Raw genomic sequence first — 15,772 nt, forward strand, 5'->3', positions numbered from 1 at the left:
CCACGCACAGCCGCCATAACATAACCACAGGCTTGAAAAAGCCATGAGCTATGAAGGGGCGCTGTTGCGCAACTCGTCGGGTTACCAAGCCCGATCGCTGAATAGCAGCGACGTCTGGAGAATATCCGCCGAAAGAAAGGCCAGCAAGGCGGTGGCTTGCTGAAAAGCACAGTAACGCGCTTCCTTACGCAACTTTCGGATTTTGCCTACAACTTCGACATGAAGCCACCCAAGATTCTGAAAAGAATGTTGGCCGGAGTGGAAAAGTGAGCTTAGGGGAGTCGGCTGGACGGACCCTATGATTGGAACAAAAATAACCCGTCCACCCATTGCTCCGCGCTAAGAAAGCATCGGCCCAAGCCACACACACACATGACCCTGTCACCACTTGGCTTGGAGGATATAACGTCACCCAGGCCAATAATCGTACCCTCACTCACTCGGCCTGCAAATCGTCGTCCTTAAGGAATTTATGCGCATAAAACCCGGGAACACCACCGACGAGGGTAGCGGCCAGTGCTGAGGTGGCAAAAGCTGCGCCAATGGTAGTACCGTTTTCCGTTTTTCCCTTAGGTTTTGCATCTTCAGATTTAGCGCGTTCAGTATTGATTTTGTCTAGTCCGCGACACTTATAAATGGAAACGGGTTTGGTTTCGATCCTTCTATTAAAGAGTCCATAATAAAAATCAAATTCCTTGATAATTTTTCCGGAGGGGCGAGTGGTTCGGCAGTTGCTGAAAGTGCATTCAGAAAGGTTAACTTTACTGCCCGAGAACTTATTAAAGATACTCGCTGAAATTAGGAAGCAATCGCCGCCGTCATAGCCATCAAACTTACACTTCGTGATCTCGCTCGGCGCGCTATCACCACTACCCAAGAAATGAAGGCTGGTGCCGCTACTTACACTGTATGAATTATCGTTTGGCTTGGTGTTGATGAACTCACAAAAACGAATTTTGTAACCGGAGCCACCTACAAGGCGTTTTCCGCATTCGAAAAACTGAGTGTTTTCGATATTTATATCTATGCCATCTATAACATTATTACAGCGTTTGAACACGCTGTTCAAGATCGTTTTTTGATTGCCATAATCTGACGTATAGACATCTTCACAATTTTCAAAGTAACATTCTTCTATCAAATCAGCGCTAATTACCACATTTTTTATCTGGAAAAAACCGCAAGACTTTAATTTGCCATACTTGACATCCAAAAGCGTGATGCATACAGACTTTTCAAGTATCGATTCGCAACCTTGGAATACGCAGTCGTTGAACTCTATCGCTACCGATGAATGGATGATTGACCCGTATGATTGGTAGTGCGAAAGAAGCTCGGTGGAAATATCCGAAAACTTAACGACGCTCTTCTCTATCCGCGCAGTTGATTCATAGCCATGGGAATGGATGAAAGATTTGCCGGGATTCTTGATGATGCAAGCCTGAATGTCGAGCTGATTATCCGAGCCCCCCACATCAAGGAAGTGATTGCAGCCATCGAACAGCGTATTGGTACACATCACGCTGTTTTTGCCCTTTCCCTGCACGAAATAACCGTTGCCCTCGTCGATGCGCTTGCACTCCACATGGCTGTCGACAAACTTCAATCTGGCCCCTTCGCTTAGGGTAATGCGGTCGGGCAGGTCGCCTACGTTGTACTGGATCCGGCAGTTCTCGAAGATCAATGAGCCTTCGCAATTGACGTAGGACTGGATCAGGATGTCTTTGTTTGTGAACACGCGTTCTTCACCGACCGGGATGTGCAGTACAGTCGAGATGGTGAAGCTCTCCAGCTCCGCGGGCTCGGCGCTGAATGCCGGTTCTTCCACCTCGTCGAAACTGATGAAGAAGTCTTTTTCCAATAAGTCGTTAGTGGCCAGGCCAAACTTGCCGGCTAGCCCTGCATTCCCTCGAAGCATTTGGGCCGCGCGGACTTTGTCCTGGAGGGACTTGACAGTCTTATCACCGAAGTCGAAAGCGTCGATCACCCCTTGGGTGTCGTCGTCGAACTCGAACGAGTTGCTGTGCAGGTAAAGGTATTCCAAGCAGCACACCAGCATCAGCCGCTTGGTCTCGATCTCGCGGATGTGATCCAGGGCGCCGAGCAGGGGCTCACCTATGGCGGGCTCGACCTGGAGAAGCGAAATCAGGCCATTTGCATAGGTTTGCTGATCGACGCCGGTTGCGCTTTGGCTGCCGCTGAACTTCAACAACAAGCCGGCGAGAATCTGTTTCTCGACGTAGGCCAGTTGCTCCAAGGTAGGCAACGTCTCAAGCCCAAGCAACACGCGGTTTTCCAATGCAATGATGCGTTTGGCCAGGGCGACGTCTTGTCGCGCTAGGTACTCGATCGAGGTTTGGCATTGTCCAAATAGTTCGAAGACTTGCTTGTCGCGCTGGGAGAGAAACACCAATATCTCGGACAGGATCTGCTGCGCCTGGGCCAAGTGCTGGATCTGGCTAGCCATGCGGATGTTTTTCTTTTGCGAAAAGGTCGCGATGTCGAAGACCCGGGTATACCAGCGCTCGGCCTTCAGCGCTTCAAACTGGTCTTCGCTTGCATCGAACAGCACTGCGGCCGCCGCTTGCAGGTCGTCAAACTGGCAACTTCCGCTGGAGTAGTATTCACCATCGATCGTGATTACAGCTTCCTGGCTCATGGTTGTTTCCCCATCAAGTCTTTGAATATATCGAATGATTGCGTGGTGGAGGCTTGGGACGAACGGATTGCCCGGACCGTTTGCTCGATGACGATCTGGTCGCGTTTGAGCTGACTCAGGGCGTCCTGGAGACTCATCGAGGCCCCTAAGATGAACCCCGAGGCATCGAGAATCGCAACGTAGGTGCCTTTGCCATAGATCTCATCGAGGATATTGGTCAGCGCAGCGTTCAGATAAATGCCCACCGCCATACCCGCTACAAAGCCTAGGGCGCCGGCGGGCAGGAATAGAGCCGCGACGTTCAAAGCGCCGCCGGTCAAGGCACCCTTGACCGTGGCTTGGGAGACGTTCTGGAAAGCTTGTTCCTTGCTGATGTTGCCTTCCTTGTACTCCAAGTAATTGACGATGGTGCTGACACTTAGGCCGATCACCGCGCCAATCACCGCACCATTAACTGCCTTGCGCGCAATTTCTTCGCCGGTCAGGGCCGGCGTAGCGCTGCTGTTGGTGATTTTGTCTTTTAGCCGAGCGGTAGAAGACCTGACCTTGGTGTCTGTACCGACTTCCTCGACGGTGAGCTTATCGCGGGCTTGCTTCCACATCGCCAGCTTTTCGTTGCCATCACGCTCGGCCTTGGCAAGATTACCCTCTATCGCTTTGCGTACGGCGGACGCGGTACCTCGAACGCCGGCGACATTGTCGATGGGGTCCAGCGTACCGTTTTCCAAGGCTTGAACAACATCTTTTACGTTAGTGCCCAACCCCTTACTAATGTCTTGTGTAGCCTTGACCGTAGTGCGTGAGATCTGTGTGCCAGTGAACCTGTTGATGGTGACCCCGTCCACGCCAGCAGCATTGGTGACTTCCTCACCCAACAGAGTGGAGCGTTGCCACAGCGCTGAGAGCTTACCGTTGCGCATCTGCACCCAATCTATTTCCTGGGCAGTGCCATTGAGTTTTTTTGTCAGCGTAGCCAACTGCCCATCGGTGCCGCTGGCCATATAAGCACGGGCGTTTTCGGCGCTAGAAAAGATTCCGGACTTGCAATAGGCATCAACATTGAGTTGGCGGAAGACCTGTACATCACGTACGTATTGGTGAGCCCCCTCGTAAGACAGGTTCATCCCTGATAGCTGGTTGATACTTTTGGCCACATGATCCAGCCCCTGGCCGGACACCAATTCGTACTGGCCTGCAATGCTAGCGAATTTGGCTGCTTCGGATAGAAGCGTGGGGTCGCCTCGAAGCTTGTTTCTATAGTAGACGCATAGTTCATCGAGGCTGTGTAGCGCTGTGCATCGAGTGCAGTAGTAGTTCATGGGGGTACCAGATATCGGCGAACGAGGGGCTGCGCAGTTAGCGCACGACCGTGCAAGTTGTGTCGGTGGTCAATACAAGAGTGTCGGGCAACGATGCGACAGACAATGTCGCATTCGATGAGTACCAGTCATGAAGTTTCTTCGCCTTGGATGCAAACTCAGCAACCCATACTGATGGTGCGTACACGCGAATCTGATCGTTCAAGCCGAAAAGCCACCACAGTGTTTCTTGGTCCTGAGGAACCGAGGCCCGCAACCTATGCCACTCACTGCCAGGTAAAGGCGTTATTGCTTGCTCTAGGCTGAGTGGAGTTTCATTCAGCAGCCACGCAATTTGCGGATGGATGTCTGCAACCAGTTCTACCTCCTCAAGACTTTGCCGAAAAGAAAAAGCACCCGAAGCAATATAGCGATCCATGTCGAAATCACTGCGGTGAAGTGAGGATTCATCTAGCAGTTCGGCGGTTTGAATGCGGTGCAACGCAAAGTGTCGTAGGCTCTCATAACCATCCACACAGGCGACCAAGTAGTTGACGGAATGGCGTGATACCAAACCCGTTGGATGAAGATCCAACATCTTGGTATTGCCTTTGCTGCGACTTAGATAGCGGACACGAAGTTGTCGTTGTTCCACAAGAGCACAAGAAACGCACTCCCATACGGCGTGAGAGATTTCGGCCGGGAATAATGCCTTTCCATTGGGAATGGCTCTGACGCGGCGCTGCCATTGGGCTAGACCGTTTTTTTCCATGCCCATAAGGTAGTGGGTGGCGGCACGAAACCGAGGTGCAAGTAGCGACATTACGCTTTGCGGCAATAATCGATTTAAATGACCCTCAGCCAGATTTAGCGCCAAGGCTGATGCTGGATCTAGGCCGTCCAGTTTGGAATTGGCCTTGGCGTCCAGACTCCAGCGGTATGGGCGTTCGTCTTCATGACAGATAATAGAAAACGGGATTGAAAGCTTATCGCGTAGATCGCGCTGCAGCGAGCGCACGCCGATCTCAAAACCTCTGTCCTTTAGCTTTTCTTGCAGGGCAGGGGTGGATATACGGCCCGGCAGGCAGGGAATGAGTTGGAGCACTGCGAGATATCTGAACAGCGTATCTTTGACTTCTGACATCTTGATCTTACCTGTTCACGGCCTTGTGACTTGTCGGGCTCTCAGATCTGTTTTCGGGGCTGAAGATACTCCAAACAATGGCCTTTAGCCAGTAAGCTACGCTGGTTTTAAGGACCCATTGAATCGCCCCGAATCCCTTCTTCATACTGCAGGTATCAATGCCTCCAAAATCACCAGCTTTCCTTTGAGTTGTTCGACATGCTCTTTCTCTGCCCGCAGGGCTGAGCGTAGCTCTTTATTTTCCATTTCCCAGATGCTCACCCACCGCACAGCCTTCTGATAACCAAGCATCATCTGCCATATATCGCGCAACCTCAGGGTCTGTATCAATAGCGCCAGCAGGATCAACCCAAGCAATATCAATGCTCCTGTAGAAACAACGTCCAATGTGTTCAAGTCCGCCTCCTTGTTGAGTTCGAGCATGCTCAGTCAGATTTAAACTGTTGGAGAATGGGGGCACGTCAAACCTGGCGATCTCGTTGTTGCTGATAGCGCAACGCAGCACGCAATGCACTGCCATCCATTGCCTGCTTAGTCAGTACGCTACCGATCACCAAACCAATTACAAAAATGCTGAGTTCTTTCATTCAAGTTCCCCTTATGCCCGCGGATGATCTCAGAGGCTAGTGTCAGGCAGGGATGCGACAGGCAACGTCGCATTCGTTGGGCAACCAAACTGGTGATACATCGTCCCCTGTTTTGTAAGCACTTGATGACCGCTTTTGGCCGATTGTGTTGAAAAAGTCGACCCGGCCCAATGGGCAATGCATTGAGCGGTGAAAACGTAATTTTTGTACGCTGCTACGTAAAATCTGAGCCCTGATCCTTCTGCGCGTAGTGCGGATTTCAATCTCAGACGCGTTCTTTCCTGAGCCGAAAACCGCAGCCGACTTTTTCAACAGAATCGGCCATTCTCTGCCGATCATGGTTACAACGCGTGCAGGTCAAATCCGATGCAATTGGAGGTGATCAGAATGAAGGCAAATGACTGTCAGGTTGAACGCACATTTCTTGATGCTCGCTGTTCGATCCCTCGGACTGCGATGCGGTACAACACAAACATGACCAAGACCCCAAGTGACAGGCGAAAAAAAACCGCCTTTGCGGGGCGGTTTTTTTGTAAACCTCAGCTTGCGGCTGGGGCTTGGTGCATCTCACGGGCAACATTAGCGTGGGGGCATAATATTAAGCTTTGCTTTTCCTTGCAACGTTATTTTGCTTTAGTTGACTCACGTCATCTGAAGGCGTCAGTGGTTGGGTTTTGGCGTTCAAGGCGGCTGCGATAACCTGACAGAAATAACGTTTTACAAAAACACCGCGTCGCTTTGCTCTGGTATGTCAAAGATCAGCCATTGCTCTTTTGTTTCTAGGTTAATATGCCGGCGCTCACATGCAGGTGCGACTGCGGGGTTTGGCCAGCGACATAACAGTTTCACGCCCTCTGACACGGTTTTGCACCCGTGCCGGAATGATTGTTCGGGGGGAACTCAGCCGGCCGCCTCATGGGTGACATTAGCGTGTATGCCCGAAGGCACACGTGATCCGGTAAGTGCGCTGGAGGTTTGGCCCCCAACCTGGAGGCCAAAACGTATGAAGCTTTTGCTGCGTACGCTGAGCCTCGTATGGAGATCGTTTCAAGCGTTTCGCTTTTACGAGTTCCTGCGAGATCACTTTGATGACCTGAAGTAACGGTCGTTGATGTGAGGAAACGCCCGTTTCAGTTTCGGCTGAAACGGGCTTTTTTTTGATTTATAAAAGCTGTCGAAAGTATGAATATTCTGATGTTCTTCTCGGGAGTCTGTAGGGCGTTTCGTCGATATCTGTAGGTCTCATCCGAATACTTCAATATACTGGTTATGCATACAGTATTATTCGCCGTGGAATTCGAACCGATGACAGACCCGATCACCGCCGAGCAAATGGATTTGGCACATTGGCAAACCATGCTTGCTGACAAAACTGCGTTACTCGCTCAGCCAGGTGCTCATCACAAGGCGTTGCTGATCTACGCTCACGCGTTGCATAAAAACAAGGTGATTGATCGCGATGACCTCTGCGACCTGCTTGAACTGGCAGACGGGGCGTTGGGCTTTGCCGTCGAGTTAATGCTCGAACTCGACAGTGATGAGTAGGGCTCCTGCATGCATGTACTTGTCACCCCAATGAGGTCTCGTGGTGTCGCTCTCGATGCCCAGGCACGACGCCGCTATCCCGCGATCAAGGGAAATGTGATGGTGAACTCGGCTGTCTGTCAGGAACTAGGGCGGGCCACCAACGTCGCTCGTGTTGAAGTAGGCATGCCACTTGAGCCCGACCCTTTACCGCAGCTGCTCGACGCAACACTGGTAGGGATGGCGGTTACCGGCTTTGTCCTGAGTCGCATTGAATACATCGGTGGCTGCGCCTATGCGCAATCTTGGTGGTGCCGACTGGAGTAGATGAATTTCACCTGGTTATAAGTAAACAAACGCCTCAGCTATCAGCTGGGGCGTTTGTTTTAGCCGTTTAGAATCACCCCGCTTTCAACCCCCGCCCAATCCACTCCGCAACCTGCGTAACAACGGCATTTCCGGCACCAAAAGCCTCTGCAAGGTTGGCCGCATCCAATCCGAGGCAAAACCCATCATCTTCAGACGCTCGCTGCCGCTCAGCCATCTGATCCCATCCGTTCGCGTGAGCGACGAAAGTGGTACAGCCCAGAGAGATTTGGGAGCCGGCCTTGTTTGCCAATAAAGTATTGGCAGCCCAGGCATCCGCGGGCCGTGGCCACTGGATCGATTGAGACGCTGGAGGTATTGCGTCCACTGGCGCGGCGTCAGCCAGGAACTCGAAGGGGGGCATTCGTCGATAACCTGCGACCAGGAATATTCGACGACGTTGCTGGGGGACTCCGAAATATTGAGCATTAAGCACTCGCCAAAATCCCACATACCCGCAGTCCGCAAGGGCCCGGATGACTGTTTCAAAGTCTTGGCTATCGTTGACAGCGAGCAGGTTAACGACGTTCTCAAGGACCACCCAGCGAGGTTGAGTTTCTTTGAGGATTCGTATGACTTCCCAAAACAGGCCGCTGCGTTCACCTCGTAGTCCGCGGGTTTCTTTGTTGCCTGGTCGGGCGCCGGCGATGCTGATGTCCTGGCAGGGGAAACCGGCGGTGATGACGTCGACGGGGCAAAGGTTGTGAGCGCCGCATTGGCGCACGTCTTCAAATTGGCGTGCATGGGGAAATCGATCGGCAAGCACAGCCCGGTTGATAGGGTTGAGTTCAACTTGCCAAGCACTGCGGTAACCGGCGTTTTCAAATCCGACATCAAAGCCTCCTATGCCTGCGAACAGGCTGCCAAGGGTGGGTTGCTGCATTCATGAACTCGTTGTTCTGGATGCTCGCGGCACGCTTGGGGGAGGCTCTGGGCCTTCAAGTGGTTGAGTGTCCGACAACGCGGGCACTTGATCTGTAATTCGATGAAGCCGCTGGCGGCGGCGAGTTTGCGGCAGCAGTGGCCGCAGCGTATGTCCTGCATGGAATCGTCCTTGATGGCCTCAGTAATTGACGCGATTCTGTAACCGGTGGGTTTATGTTTTATCTGCCTGCATCCGTCCCCACTCACGATCAACCGCCCGTTTCGCCGCTTTCTCAGTGGCATACAACCATCGCAACCGTTTCGGCTTGCTCTGATCCCCAGCGGTCACAGTCTTCTGCTTGCCGGTTCTCTTATCGCGGTAGTGAGCAATGACGCCGGTAAAGTCCCCCTTGTTCTCTTCAACCAGTTCCTCGACGGTGTCGTCCGGCACCTTGCTCTCCAGCGCCAGGCTGACGGTGTAGCCGGTGTCCGCGCTGAGGGTGTGTTGCACGTTTCCGCCATACCAGATGATTTCATCGATCTCGTCCTTTACGCCCTGGAGCGTGTAGGTCAGTTCCGGAATCAGGTCCGCTTGCCCCAGCGCGAGCGTGTAACTGAGCGTGGCGCTGCCGCGTTGCAGTCGGTTGAATTCGGCCCGGGCTGCGCGCAGGGCAGACTGGCGGTCGCTGTAGGTGTGGCGCAGGTCCTTGAGGTGTTCGCCGCCGCCTGCAATGGCTTCCTGTTTTTTGGCGCTGTTCACGTCGTAGAAATAGGTGCGCACGCCGTCGTAGCGGTCGCGGTCGGCTTGCAGGTAGCGGTGTTGGTCGCCATCGGTGCGTGTGAGGGTGATGTGAGGCAGTTCGGCGCCGCTGGCGGTCTTGCCGCGGCCCGCAGGCAGGCACAGCAGGCGGCCGGCTTTGATGGTAACCACGGCGTCGAATTCTTCACCGATACGGCTGATCAGGTTGGCATCGGATTCGTTGGCCTGGTCGAGCTGCAGGATGGGCAGACCATGGAGGGCTCCGGCAATGGTCGCGGTCAGGCCGTTGTCCAGGGCGATGTCGCCCAGCACGTCGCCGAGCGTTGTGTTGCTCCAGCTGCGTTCGCGTTTGGTCTTCAGGCTTCTACGAAAGTCCGCCGATCGAGCGCGGATGCTCAGTACGTCCGGGGCGCCGCTGTGTTCGGTTTCATCGACGGTGTAGGTGCCTTTGTCCACCAGGCCGGTATCGCTCCAGCCGAGCCAGAACCGAATGATTGCGCCTTTGGGCGGAATCGCCAGTAGACCGTCGTGGTCGCTGAGGGTGAGGGTCAATTGGTCGGCCTCGATCCCGCGGTTGTCCAACAGATCGAGGCTGATCAGGCGAGGGATGATCGCAGGGGCGATGTCTGTGTCATCGACGGTGATGCGAATGGCCGGGACGGGATAACCGGCGTTGCGCTGGTAGCGCTCGGCAGCGTCGTTCAGGAAACCGGTCACTCGGGAGAGCGCAGCATCAATCACAGCAAGCTCCTCATGATGCTGACGCCCACGCTGGTCCCGGCTCCGATCAGGTCAATGCGGTCGTCGTCGATACGCTTGAGGCTGAGACTGAATTCGATCCGGCGCGGTGTGCCATCGCGAAAAAATACCGTCTTGGTTTCATTCAAACTCTCGATCACCCACAGGCCGTAGATACGGCCGCTGCCTTCCACCATGGGCCAGGCTTTACCGGTGTTGGCCATCAGGCGAAGGGCATCCAGGCTGAGGGCGCTGCCCGCCAGCTCGGGCAGGATGATGCCGGGGAGGGTGATGGCGTCGTCACCACGCCCCACAAACTGCCGTGCCGGGGCTGCGCCGATGCGCGAGTTGCTGACATGGCGCCATTCGGTCTGGCGTTGCAGTGCCTGATAAGCCGCGGTGGAAAGGCTGAAGACGAACATGCCCAAGGCAAGCATCATGGGGATTACTCCAGGTCGGCCAGTCGGCTGCGTTGACGGGCATCTTTCTCGTACTGGACGCGGGTCAGCTCAGCGCGCACTGCGCGGCCAATCGCCAATGGGTCCATGCCCTGTGTGGAATGAATGGTGATTTCGTAAGTGTCGTGACTGTCGTAGGCCGGTCGCTGGACCGGTTTTAGTGGTGCCCGGTTATCGACGGTCAATGAAGACGGTCTGGTGTTCTGCGCGAGCGTGATGGCGCGGGTTGTGGCCATGAGTTGCCCACTGACATCGGCCATCACGCCGATCGGTTCGTTCTGGCTACGCTCCAGCCCTTGGGCGAGACCCGCCATGGTGAAGCCACCCAGTTCGGCAAACACTCGCGACGGACTCTGGATGCCGAGCTTTTCCTTGAACCAGCCAATGGTTGAATCGCTGATCTCGCCCATGACGCCTTTGAGCTTGCCGAAGCCTGCCGACAGTCCACTGACCAGACCGTCGATGATCATTGCGCCGAACTCGGTAAAGCGGCTGGGCAATTCGATGCCCAGGTACTTCATCACCGCCGAGAAGGCTTGGTAGAGCAATCCGATGGGGCTGAAGTTGGCCAAAGTTTTGAGGATGCCGCGGGTGCCGCCATTGAACCCGGCTTTGATTTCTTTCCACGCATCGGTGAAGTAGGCCTTCACCGCATCCCAGTTTTGGTAGATCAGGTAGGCCGCCGCGGCAATAGCGGTGATCGCCAGGCCGATAGGGTTGAGCATCAGCGCACGGCCAAGCATGAGCAGCGCTTTGCCCACGAAGGGCAGGACGAACCGGCCAAGTTTCCACAGCAGGCTGATCAGGCCGGGCAGTCGGATACCCATCAAGGCGAACATCAAACGCAACGCCGCGAACGGCAGCAGTACGCTGGCCGTTGCCATCAACAAACCTCCCAGCACGATGGCCAGAGCCGCGATGATGGCGATGGTTTTCACCAGCCCGGCGGCGAGGTTCGGGTTTTCATTGGCCCAGCTCTTGATCCCTTGAATGACTTCTGTGACGGACTGAATCAGCCCACGCAACGGTCCATCCTGCTGGGTTTGAATCTCGATACCGAGATCCTCCCAGGCACTGCTTAAGGTCTTCAAATCACCCTTGAAGTTGTCGGCCATGACGCTGGCTGTTTGCGACGCTTCGCCCTGACTTTGCCGCAGACTCACGATGAGCTTTTGCAATTCACCTGTGCCCGCTTGCTCCACCAGTTGGGCCATGCCTTTGACCGCTTCTTCGCCGGCTATGGCTTTGAACAGCCCACCTTTTGAGGCGGTGCCCAGGTCTTTGGTTTTGTCGTAGATCTCTTTGAGAATGTCCGGCAGGTTTCGCAAATTGCCGTGGGCATCGGCGGTGGTGATATTCAGTAGTTGCAAGGCTTTTTCCGCGGCCTTAGGCGGGGCGGCCAGGCGATTCATGATTGAACTGAGCGCAGTGCCGCCCATGCTGCCTTGCAACCCCGCATCACCCAGTTTGCCGGCCATGGCGGCGGCCACCTCCAATTCGACACCGTAGGTTTTCGCCATCGGCGCGGCGTACTTCATTGTTTCGCCGAGCATCTGCAGGTTGGTGTTGGAGCGCGTGAAGGTGCCCACCAATACGTCACCCAGTTTGCCCATTTGACCGGCGCTCATGCCAAGCCCGGAGAGGATGTTTGAGGCGATGTCGGCCGTCTGTGCCAGATCAGCGCCGCCGGCGGCCGCGAGGTCGAGCATCCCCGGCATGGCGGCTTTGATCGCCGTAGGCTCGAAGCCGGCCATACCCAGGAAGCCTTGAGCGTCGGCTGCCTGGCCGGCTGTGAATTGGGTTTTACCGCCCAGTTCACGTGCCTGTTTACGCATTGCTCTGAGCGCTTGAGCGTTTTTATCTAGCCGCGTGATCGCCTGCACTTTGCTCATGCTGGCATCGAAGTCGATGCCCGGTGTTAGCAGCTTGGCGCCCGCATATAACGTTGTACCTCCACCGGCGGTGGCGGCAGCACCTTTCCCAGCCATGTCGCTGGCAAGGTGTTTGGATTTATCAAAGGTCGCGCGAGCGGCTGCCAGTCGCCGCTGTTGAGTGCCCAGTGCGGCCAGACGTTTGGTTTGTTCGCTGATGCTGTGGTTGGTCGCGCGGACCTGTTCTCGCAACTGGCGCTCATGGTCGCCGAGGCTTTTGGTGCTGATGCCGGCAGCGTTCAATCGACCGCGCAGGCTTTGAAGCTGTTCGCTGTTGAATTGATGCTGCTGCTTGAGTTTTTGCGCTTCCCGCACTGCTGCACGAAAGTCCTTCGTCATGGCTTTGGTGGGAGCGCCCATGGCCGAGAACTGCTGACTGAGCGCCTTGACCTTGTCCCGCGCGGCACCGAGGGCTTGTTCGGTGTGTTCGGCCGCCGCGCGTTGCGTGCGCCAGGCGCTGATGTCTTTCTGTTGCGCGTTGAGAGCCTTGAGGCTGTCGCGCGCCTCTTTCAAGGCGCGGGCCGCGCCGATACTCCCGTGGTTGATGGCCTTGAGTGGGCGAGTCGCCTTGTCGATGGCGCTCAGCAGCACCCGAAGTTTTAGGTCATTCGCCATCGGCGACGCTCCGCACTCTGGCGCGCTCGCGCCATTCCATGAGTTCTTGCAGGCCCAGCTGATTCATATCAGCCGGTGCCCAGTGAAAGACCACCGCCAAGTCAGCCATGGCGTCCTCTACGCAACGAGGAAGGCGTCCGTCTTCACCGATTTCTGCAACAAAAAACCGGAGATCTTGCTGCCGCAGGCGAGCAGGTCGGCGGGGTCCATGCCGGCGGCTTCCGGGGCGGTGATGCCGGGGCTGGTGATGCGCGGCAGGATTTTCATCAGGGTGGCCACATCCATGTTCAGCAACTCCACCAGTTGCACGCCGCGCAACTCGCCTGAAGAAGGCTTGCGCAACGTGAGGGTGTCGATGGTGGTTTTGCCGCGCTTGATAGGCGCATCTAGGGTGACGGTGTTGTCGTCGGCGAGGGGTTGAATGTCAACGGTCTGCATAGTGTTTTCCAAGGGTTAGAGGCCGATAGCGGCGCGCTGTTTTTCGAGCAGGTCGACGCCGTTGACCTTTTCGATGAAGTTGAGCAAGTCGATTTCGATGATGTCTTCGCTGTCGACGATGAGCTTGTAATAGGTACAGGTGGTGGTGACGCTGTGTTCAGTGTCTTCGCCGGGTTCGTGGTCGCCCATCTCGATGGTTTCGTGGCGACCACGCAGCACGACTTCCACGGCACTGACGTCGCCCGTGTCGTCCTGCTGAAAGGAGCCGGCGAAACGTAGCGCAACGCCCGACGCATTGACGGCGCCGAATTGGCGCAGGGAAATCAGATCGAGGCCGCCGGTCTTCCATTCGAACTGAATGCCGTCGTCGGAAAAGCCCAGGTCGGCCTTGACCGGGCCGTTCATGCCGCCGCCGCGGTAGGCTTCCATCTTGCGGCCCAAGGGCGGCAGGACGACCGACTTCACGACGCCGACGTAGCTGTTGGCATCGTTGAACAGGTTGAGGTTTTTCAGTTTGCGCGGCATGGCCATGGCGCAGCTCTCCGGTTAGCGATTGATCTGGCTGGCGAAGTTGATGAGGTAGCGATCGGTGATGCGCTGGCGCAGGGTCAGGTCTTCCAGCGGCGGGACCGGCGTGTAGTCGTAATCGAGCCAGAGCTTGCCGGCCTTGAGGGTGTCTTTGGTGTTGATGTCTTCCGGATACCAGCAGCTTCCGCCGATCAGGTAGCCGGCCGAAACCTTGCTGCGGAACTCGGCATTCACCCCTTCGATCATGTCGCGCACCAGCGAGGCGTGCAGCGGTTTGTCCATGGCCCACATCTGCGTGCCGGCCATGGTGTCCGCCAGTACCTGCGCGGTGCGGGTGTAACTCTCGAACGCGAACAGTGGATCGTCGCTGCAGGTGCGGCTGCCCCAGAAGCGCAAGCCGCCTTCATTGATCAGCGTGGTGACTTCGTGGCTGTTGAGGTAGTTCGCGTCGGTGGCGGGGTTTTGCAGGTCCCAGAACACGTCGGCGTTGATGCCGGTGACGCCGTTGACGGCGATGTTGGAGAGGGTTTTGTGCCAGCCGGTTTGCTGGTCGATCTTGGCGCGCAGGCCGAGGGCGCGAGCGGTCGCGGTGGCGTTCACGGTTTTGCTCGTGACGGTGTCCCAGCTCAGGAAGTCGGGCCAGATGACCATGACTTCGCGGGCGCCAAAGTTTTTTCGGTAGGCGACGGCTTCTTCCTTGGTGTTGCAGCCCCAGGCGCTGACGTAACTGAACGCTCGTAGTTGTTGGGCGATGGCCACGAGTGCAGTAGCGACGGGTAGGGTGTCCAAGCCTGGGGCACCGAGAATGCGCGGCACCAGGCCGAGTCTCGACTTTGCAGCGAGCAAGGCTTTCAAGCCGGTTTATTTGCCCAACTCGGTGGTGGTGCCGATCAGGGCGCTGGTGGTTTCGGCTTCGTCCTGACCTTCCTTCACACGCACGACGATGACGTAGGGTTTGGTTTGGTCGGCGATGGCTTGGAGGCTGGCGGCGAGGGTGCCTTTTACACCGGCTTTGCCGATGGCTGTCTGGATGCTGGTAATCAGGACGGGTGTGTCAAAGGGGAAGACTGTGGCGTCGGCATCGTCGGCGGTGCACACCATGCCGATGACGGCGGTGGGGATGGTGCGGACGGGGCGAGAGCCATCGTTGAGTTCGATGACTCGCACGCCGTGAAGATAGTCGGACATGGTTGCGGCCTGTGCAGTGAATGTTGAGTCAGTGCACAGGCTGCCGCGCGTACGTCAATTCGTCGCGCATCAGGGGTTGTAGGGGGAACGGTTACAGCACGGGCGTTTAGCGGTGCTGCTGTTGGGGCTGAGTTGGCCAGACAATGGTGTTGGGGAAGTCAGTCTGTTGTTCGATGCGGTTGAGTTCGACGCTGTAGCGCATCCAGTTCAGTAGAGAGGCTTGTTCTTCGGGTGTGGCGGTGCCCAGTTTCTCCGCGTACTGAAGCGGCGCGATACGCAGTTGCGCATCACGCAGCAAATTGTCGCGATGGTCCAAGGCCTGGGCGCTTTGTGCCGCAAGTTGCGCAGAATCGTCGAGGTTCCATTGCTCGTTGATCCATTTGAAATGTTCGCCTGGCCACGGTTGGGTGGTGAGGCCTTCGGGCAGTTCTCCCAGTAGTTGCCATGATTGCTCCAAACCGTCTGTGGTGCGGAATACGGTACCTCGCAGGTCGAGCAGTTGCTGCGTCGCGTCATCGATCAATGCCCAGGTTTTTCCTGGTTCTGGTGGCGCGAGTGCCTTAGGGACCTGCACTGCATTACCCGGCAGTTGCGGACCGAAACCGGGAATGTCCGGGAACGTGACCGGGCCAGAAAGGGCGCCTGCGTCATCAATCAAATAAGTAATCATCAAG

General features: G+C 56.0%; 16 protein-coding genes and 1 pseudogene. 2 read left to right on the forward strand and 15 right to left on the reverse strand.

Annotated elements, in window-relative coordinates; translation table 11 throughout:
- Window positions 1-436: 436 nt before the first annotated feature.
- The 5 genes from LOY55_RS09800 to LOY55_RS09820 form a co-directional block, all read right to left on the reverse strand.
- A complete protein-coding gene (locus tag LOY55_RS09800; RefSeq protein ID WP_258667928.1) occupies window positions 437-2,659 on the reverse strand; it encodes a hypothetical protein in 2,223 nt (740 codons plus the stop codon).
- Entirely contained in the window at window positions 2,656-3,978 is a 1,323-nt protein-coding gene (locus LOY55_RS09805) for a hypothetical protein (protein WP_258667929.1), read from the reverse strand. The genes LOY55_RS09800 and LOY55_RS09805 overlap by 4 nt, the downstream gene beginning before the upstream one ends.
- A gap of 37 nt (window positions 3,979-4,015) precedes the next feature.
- The gene (locus tag LOY55_RS09810; RefSeq protein ID WP_258667930.1) at window positions 4,016-5,101 is read right to left on the reverse strand and encodes a YafY family protein; all 1,086 of its coding nucleotides are present in this window, start codon (window positions 5,099-5,101) and stop codon (window positions 4,016-4,018) included.
- 141 nt (window positions 5,102-5,242) lie between these two features.
- Window positions 5,243-5,524 (reverse strand): hypothetical protein, encoded by a 282-nt coding sequence (locus tag LOY55_RS09815; protein ID WP_408980978.1) that lies wholly within the window; start codon window positions 5,522-5,524, stop codon window positions 5,243-5,245.
- Window positions 5,525-5,562: 38 nt separating this feature from the next.
- Window positions 5,563-5,688, reverse strand: coding sequence for a hypothetical protein (locus LOY55_RS09820; protein WP_258667932.1), 126 nt, complete (start codon window positions 5,686-5,688; stop codon window positions 5,563-5,565).
- Window positions 5,689-6,993: 1,305 nt separating this feature from the next.
- Between LOY55_RS09820 and LOY55_RS09825 the strand changes: the two genes are divergently transcribed.
- Both LOY55_RS09825 and LOY55_RS09830 read left to right on the forward strand, forming a co-directional pair.
- Window positions 6,994-7,233 (forward strand): hypothetical protein, encoded by a 240-nt coding sequence (locus tag LOY55_RS09825; protein WP_258667933.1) that lies wholly within the window; start codon window positions 6,994-6,996, stop codon window positions 7,231-7,233.
- Window positions 7,234-7,242: 9 nt separating this feature from the next.
- Window positions 7,243-7,539 (forward strand): hypothetical protein, encoded by a 297-nt coding sequence (locus tag LOY55_RS09830; protein WP_258667934.1) that lies wholly within the window; start codon window positions 7,243-7,245, stop codon window positions 7,537-7,539.
- 73 nt (window positions 7,540-7,612) lie between these two features.
- Here LOY55_RS09830 and LOY55_RS09835 read toward each other — a convergent pair whose 3' ends face one another.
- From LOY55_RS09835 to LOY55_RS09880, 10 genes and pseudogenes are all read right to left on the reverse strand, one after another.
- On the reverse strand, window positions 7,613-8,461 hold the full coding sequence (locus LOY55_RS09835; protein WP_258667935.1) for a DNA cytosine methyltransferase: 849 nt from the start codon (window positions 8,459-8,461) through the stop codon (window positions 7,613-7,615).
- Window positions 8,422-8,745, reverse strand: coding sequence for a Com family DNA-binding transcriptional regulator (locus LOY55_RS31020; protein WP_309475398.1), 324 nt, complete (start codon window positions 8,743-8,745; stop codon window positions 8,422-8,424). Before LOY55_RS31020 ends, LOY55_RS09835 begins: the two co-directional genes overlap by 40 nt.
- Window positions 8,675-9,943, reverse strand: a complete 1,269-nt coding sequence (locus LOY55_RS09845; protein WP_258667937.1) for a phage late control D family protein — start codon at window positions 9,941-9,943, stop codon at window positions 8,675-8,677. The genes LOY55_RS31020 and LOY55_RS09845 overlap by 71 nt, the downstream gene beginning before the upstream one ends.
- Window positions 9,940-10,380: a phage tail protein gene (locus tag LOY55_RS09850; RefSeq protein WP_258667938.1), complete on the reverse strand. Its 441-nt coding sequence runs from the start codon at window positions 10,378-10,380 to the stop codon at window positions 9,940-9,942. The genes LOY55_RS09845 and LOY55_RS09850 overlap by 4 nt, the downstream gene beginning before the upstream one ends.
- 5 nt (window positions 10,381-10,385) lie before the next feature.
- Window positions 10,386-12,944 (reverse strand): phage tail tape measure protein, encoded by a 2,559-nt coding sequence (locus LOY55_RS09855; protein WP_258667939.1) that lies wholly within the window; start codon window positions 12,942-12,944, stop codon window positions 10,386-10,388.
- The gene (locus LOY55_RS09860; protein WP_258667940.1) at window positions 12,934-13,053 is read right to left on the reverse strand and encodes a GpE family phage tail protein; all 120 of its coding nucleotides are present in this window, start codon (window positions 13,051-13,053) and stop codon (window positions 12,934-12,936) included. The genes LOY55_RS09855 and LOY55_RS09860 overlap by 11 nt, the downstream gene beginning before the upstream one ends.
- Window positions 13,054-13,061: 8 nt before the next feature.
- On the reverse strand, window positions 13,062-13,382 hold the full coding sequence (locus tag LOY55_RS09865; RefSeq protein ID WP_258667941.1) for a phage tail assembly protein: 321 nt from the start codon (window positions 13,380-13,382) through the stop codon (window positions 13,062-13,064).
- 15 nt (window positions 13,383-13,397) lie between these two features.
- The gene (locus LOY55_RS09870) at window positions 13,398-13,913 is read right to left on the reverse strand and encodes a phage major tail tube protein (protein WP_258667942.1); all 516 of its coding nucleotides are present in this window, start codon (window positions 13,911-13,913) and stop codon (window positions 13,398-13,400) included.
- A gap of 15 nt (window positions 13,914-13,928) precedes the next feature.
- Window positions 13,929-15,098 (reverse strand): annotated as a pseudogene (locus LOY55_RS09875) (phage tail sheath protein).
- Window positions 15,099-15,204: 106 nt separating this feature from the next.
- Window positions 15,205-15,768, reverse strand: a complete 564-nt coding sequence (locus tag LOY55_RS09880) for a tail fiber assembly protein (protein ID WP_258667943.1) — start codon at window positions 15,766-15,768, stop codon at window positions 15,205-15,207.
- Window positions 15,769-15,772 lie beyond the last annotated feature (4 nt).

Origin of the sequence: Pseudomonas sp. B21-040, from assembly GCF_024748695.1 — a bacterium.
GTDB lineage: Bacteria > Pseudomonadota > Gammaproteobacteria > Pseudomonadales > Pseudomonadaceae > Aquipseudomonas.

Excerpts from the sequence above, each read along its gene's own strand:
- LOY55_RS09805 (WP_258667929.1), bottom strand. The coding sequence starts at position 3,978 with ATGAACTACTACTGCACTCGATGCACAGCGCTACACAGCCTCGATGAA.
- LOY55_RS09860 (WP_258667940.1), bottom strand. The coding sequence starts at position 13,053 with ATGGCTGACTTGGCGGTGGTCTTTCACTGGGCACCGGCTGATATGAAT.
- LOY55_RS09870 (WP_258667942.1), bottom strand. The coding sequence starts at position 13,913 with ATGGCCATGCCGCGCAAACTGAAAAACCTCAACCTGTTCAACGATGCC.
- LOY55_RS09820 (WP_258667932.1), bottom strand. The coding sequence starts at position 5,688 with ATGAAAGAACTCAGCATTTTTGTAATTGGTTTGGTGATCGGTAGCGTA.
- LOY55_RS09830 (WP_258667934.1), top strand. The coding sequence starts at position 7,243 with ATGCATGTACTTGTCACCCCAATGAGGTCTCGTGGTGTCGCTCTCGAT.
- LOY55_RS09880 (WP_258667943.1), bottom strand. The coding sequence starts at position 15,768 with ATGATTACTTATTTGATTGATGACGCAGGCGCCCTTTCTGGCCCGGTC.
- LOY55_RS09810 (WP_258667930.1), bottom strand. The coding sequence starts at position 5,101 with ATGTCAGAAGTCAAAGATACGCTGTTCAGATATCTCGCAGTGCTCCAA.
- LOY55_RS31020 (WP_309475398.1), bottom strand. The coding sequence starts at position 8,745 with ATGCCACTGAGAAAGCGGCGAAACGGGCGGTTGATCGTGAGTGGGGAC.
- LOY55_RS09850 (WP_258667938.1), bottom strand. The coding sequence starts at position 10,380 with ATGATGCTTGCCTTGGGCATGTTCGTCTTCAGCCTTTCCACCGCGGCT.
- LOY55_RS09825 (WP_258667933.1), top strand. The coding sequence starts at position 6,994 with ATGACAGACCCGATCACCGCCGAGCAAATGGATTTGGCACATTGGCAA.
- LOY55_RS09835 (WP_258667935.1), bottom strand. The coding sequence starts at position 8,461 with ATGCAGCAACCCACCCTTGGCAGCCTGTTCGCAGGCATAGGAGGCTTT.
- LOY55_RS09865 (WP_258667941.1), bottom strand. The coding sequence starts at position 13,382 with ATGCAGACCGTTGACATTCAACCCCTCGCCGACGACAACACCGTCACC.
- LOY55_RS09815 (WP_408980978.1), bottom strand. The coding sequence starts at position 5,524 with ATGCTCGAACTCAACAAGGAGGCGGACTTGAACACATTGGACGTTGTT.
- LOY55_RS09800 (WP_258667928.1), bottom strand. The coding sequence starts at position 2,659 with ATGAGCCAGGAAGCTGTAATCACGATCGATGGTGAATACTACTCCAGC.
- LOY55_RS09855 (WP_258667939.1), bottom strand. The coding sequence starts at position 12,944 with ATGGCGAATGACCTAAAACTTCGGGTGCTGCTGAGCGCCATCGACAAG.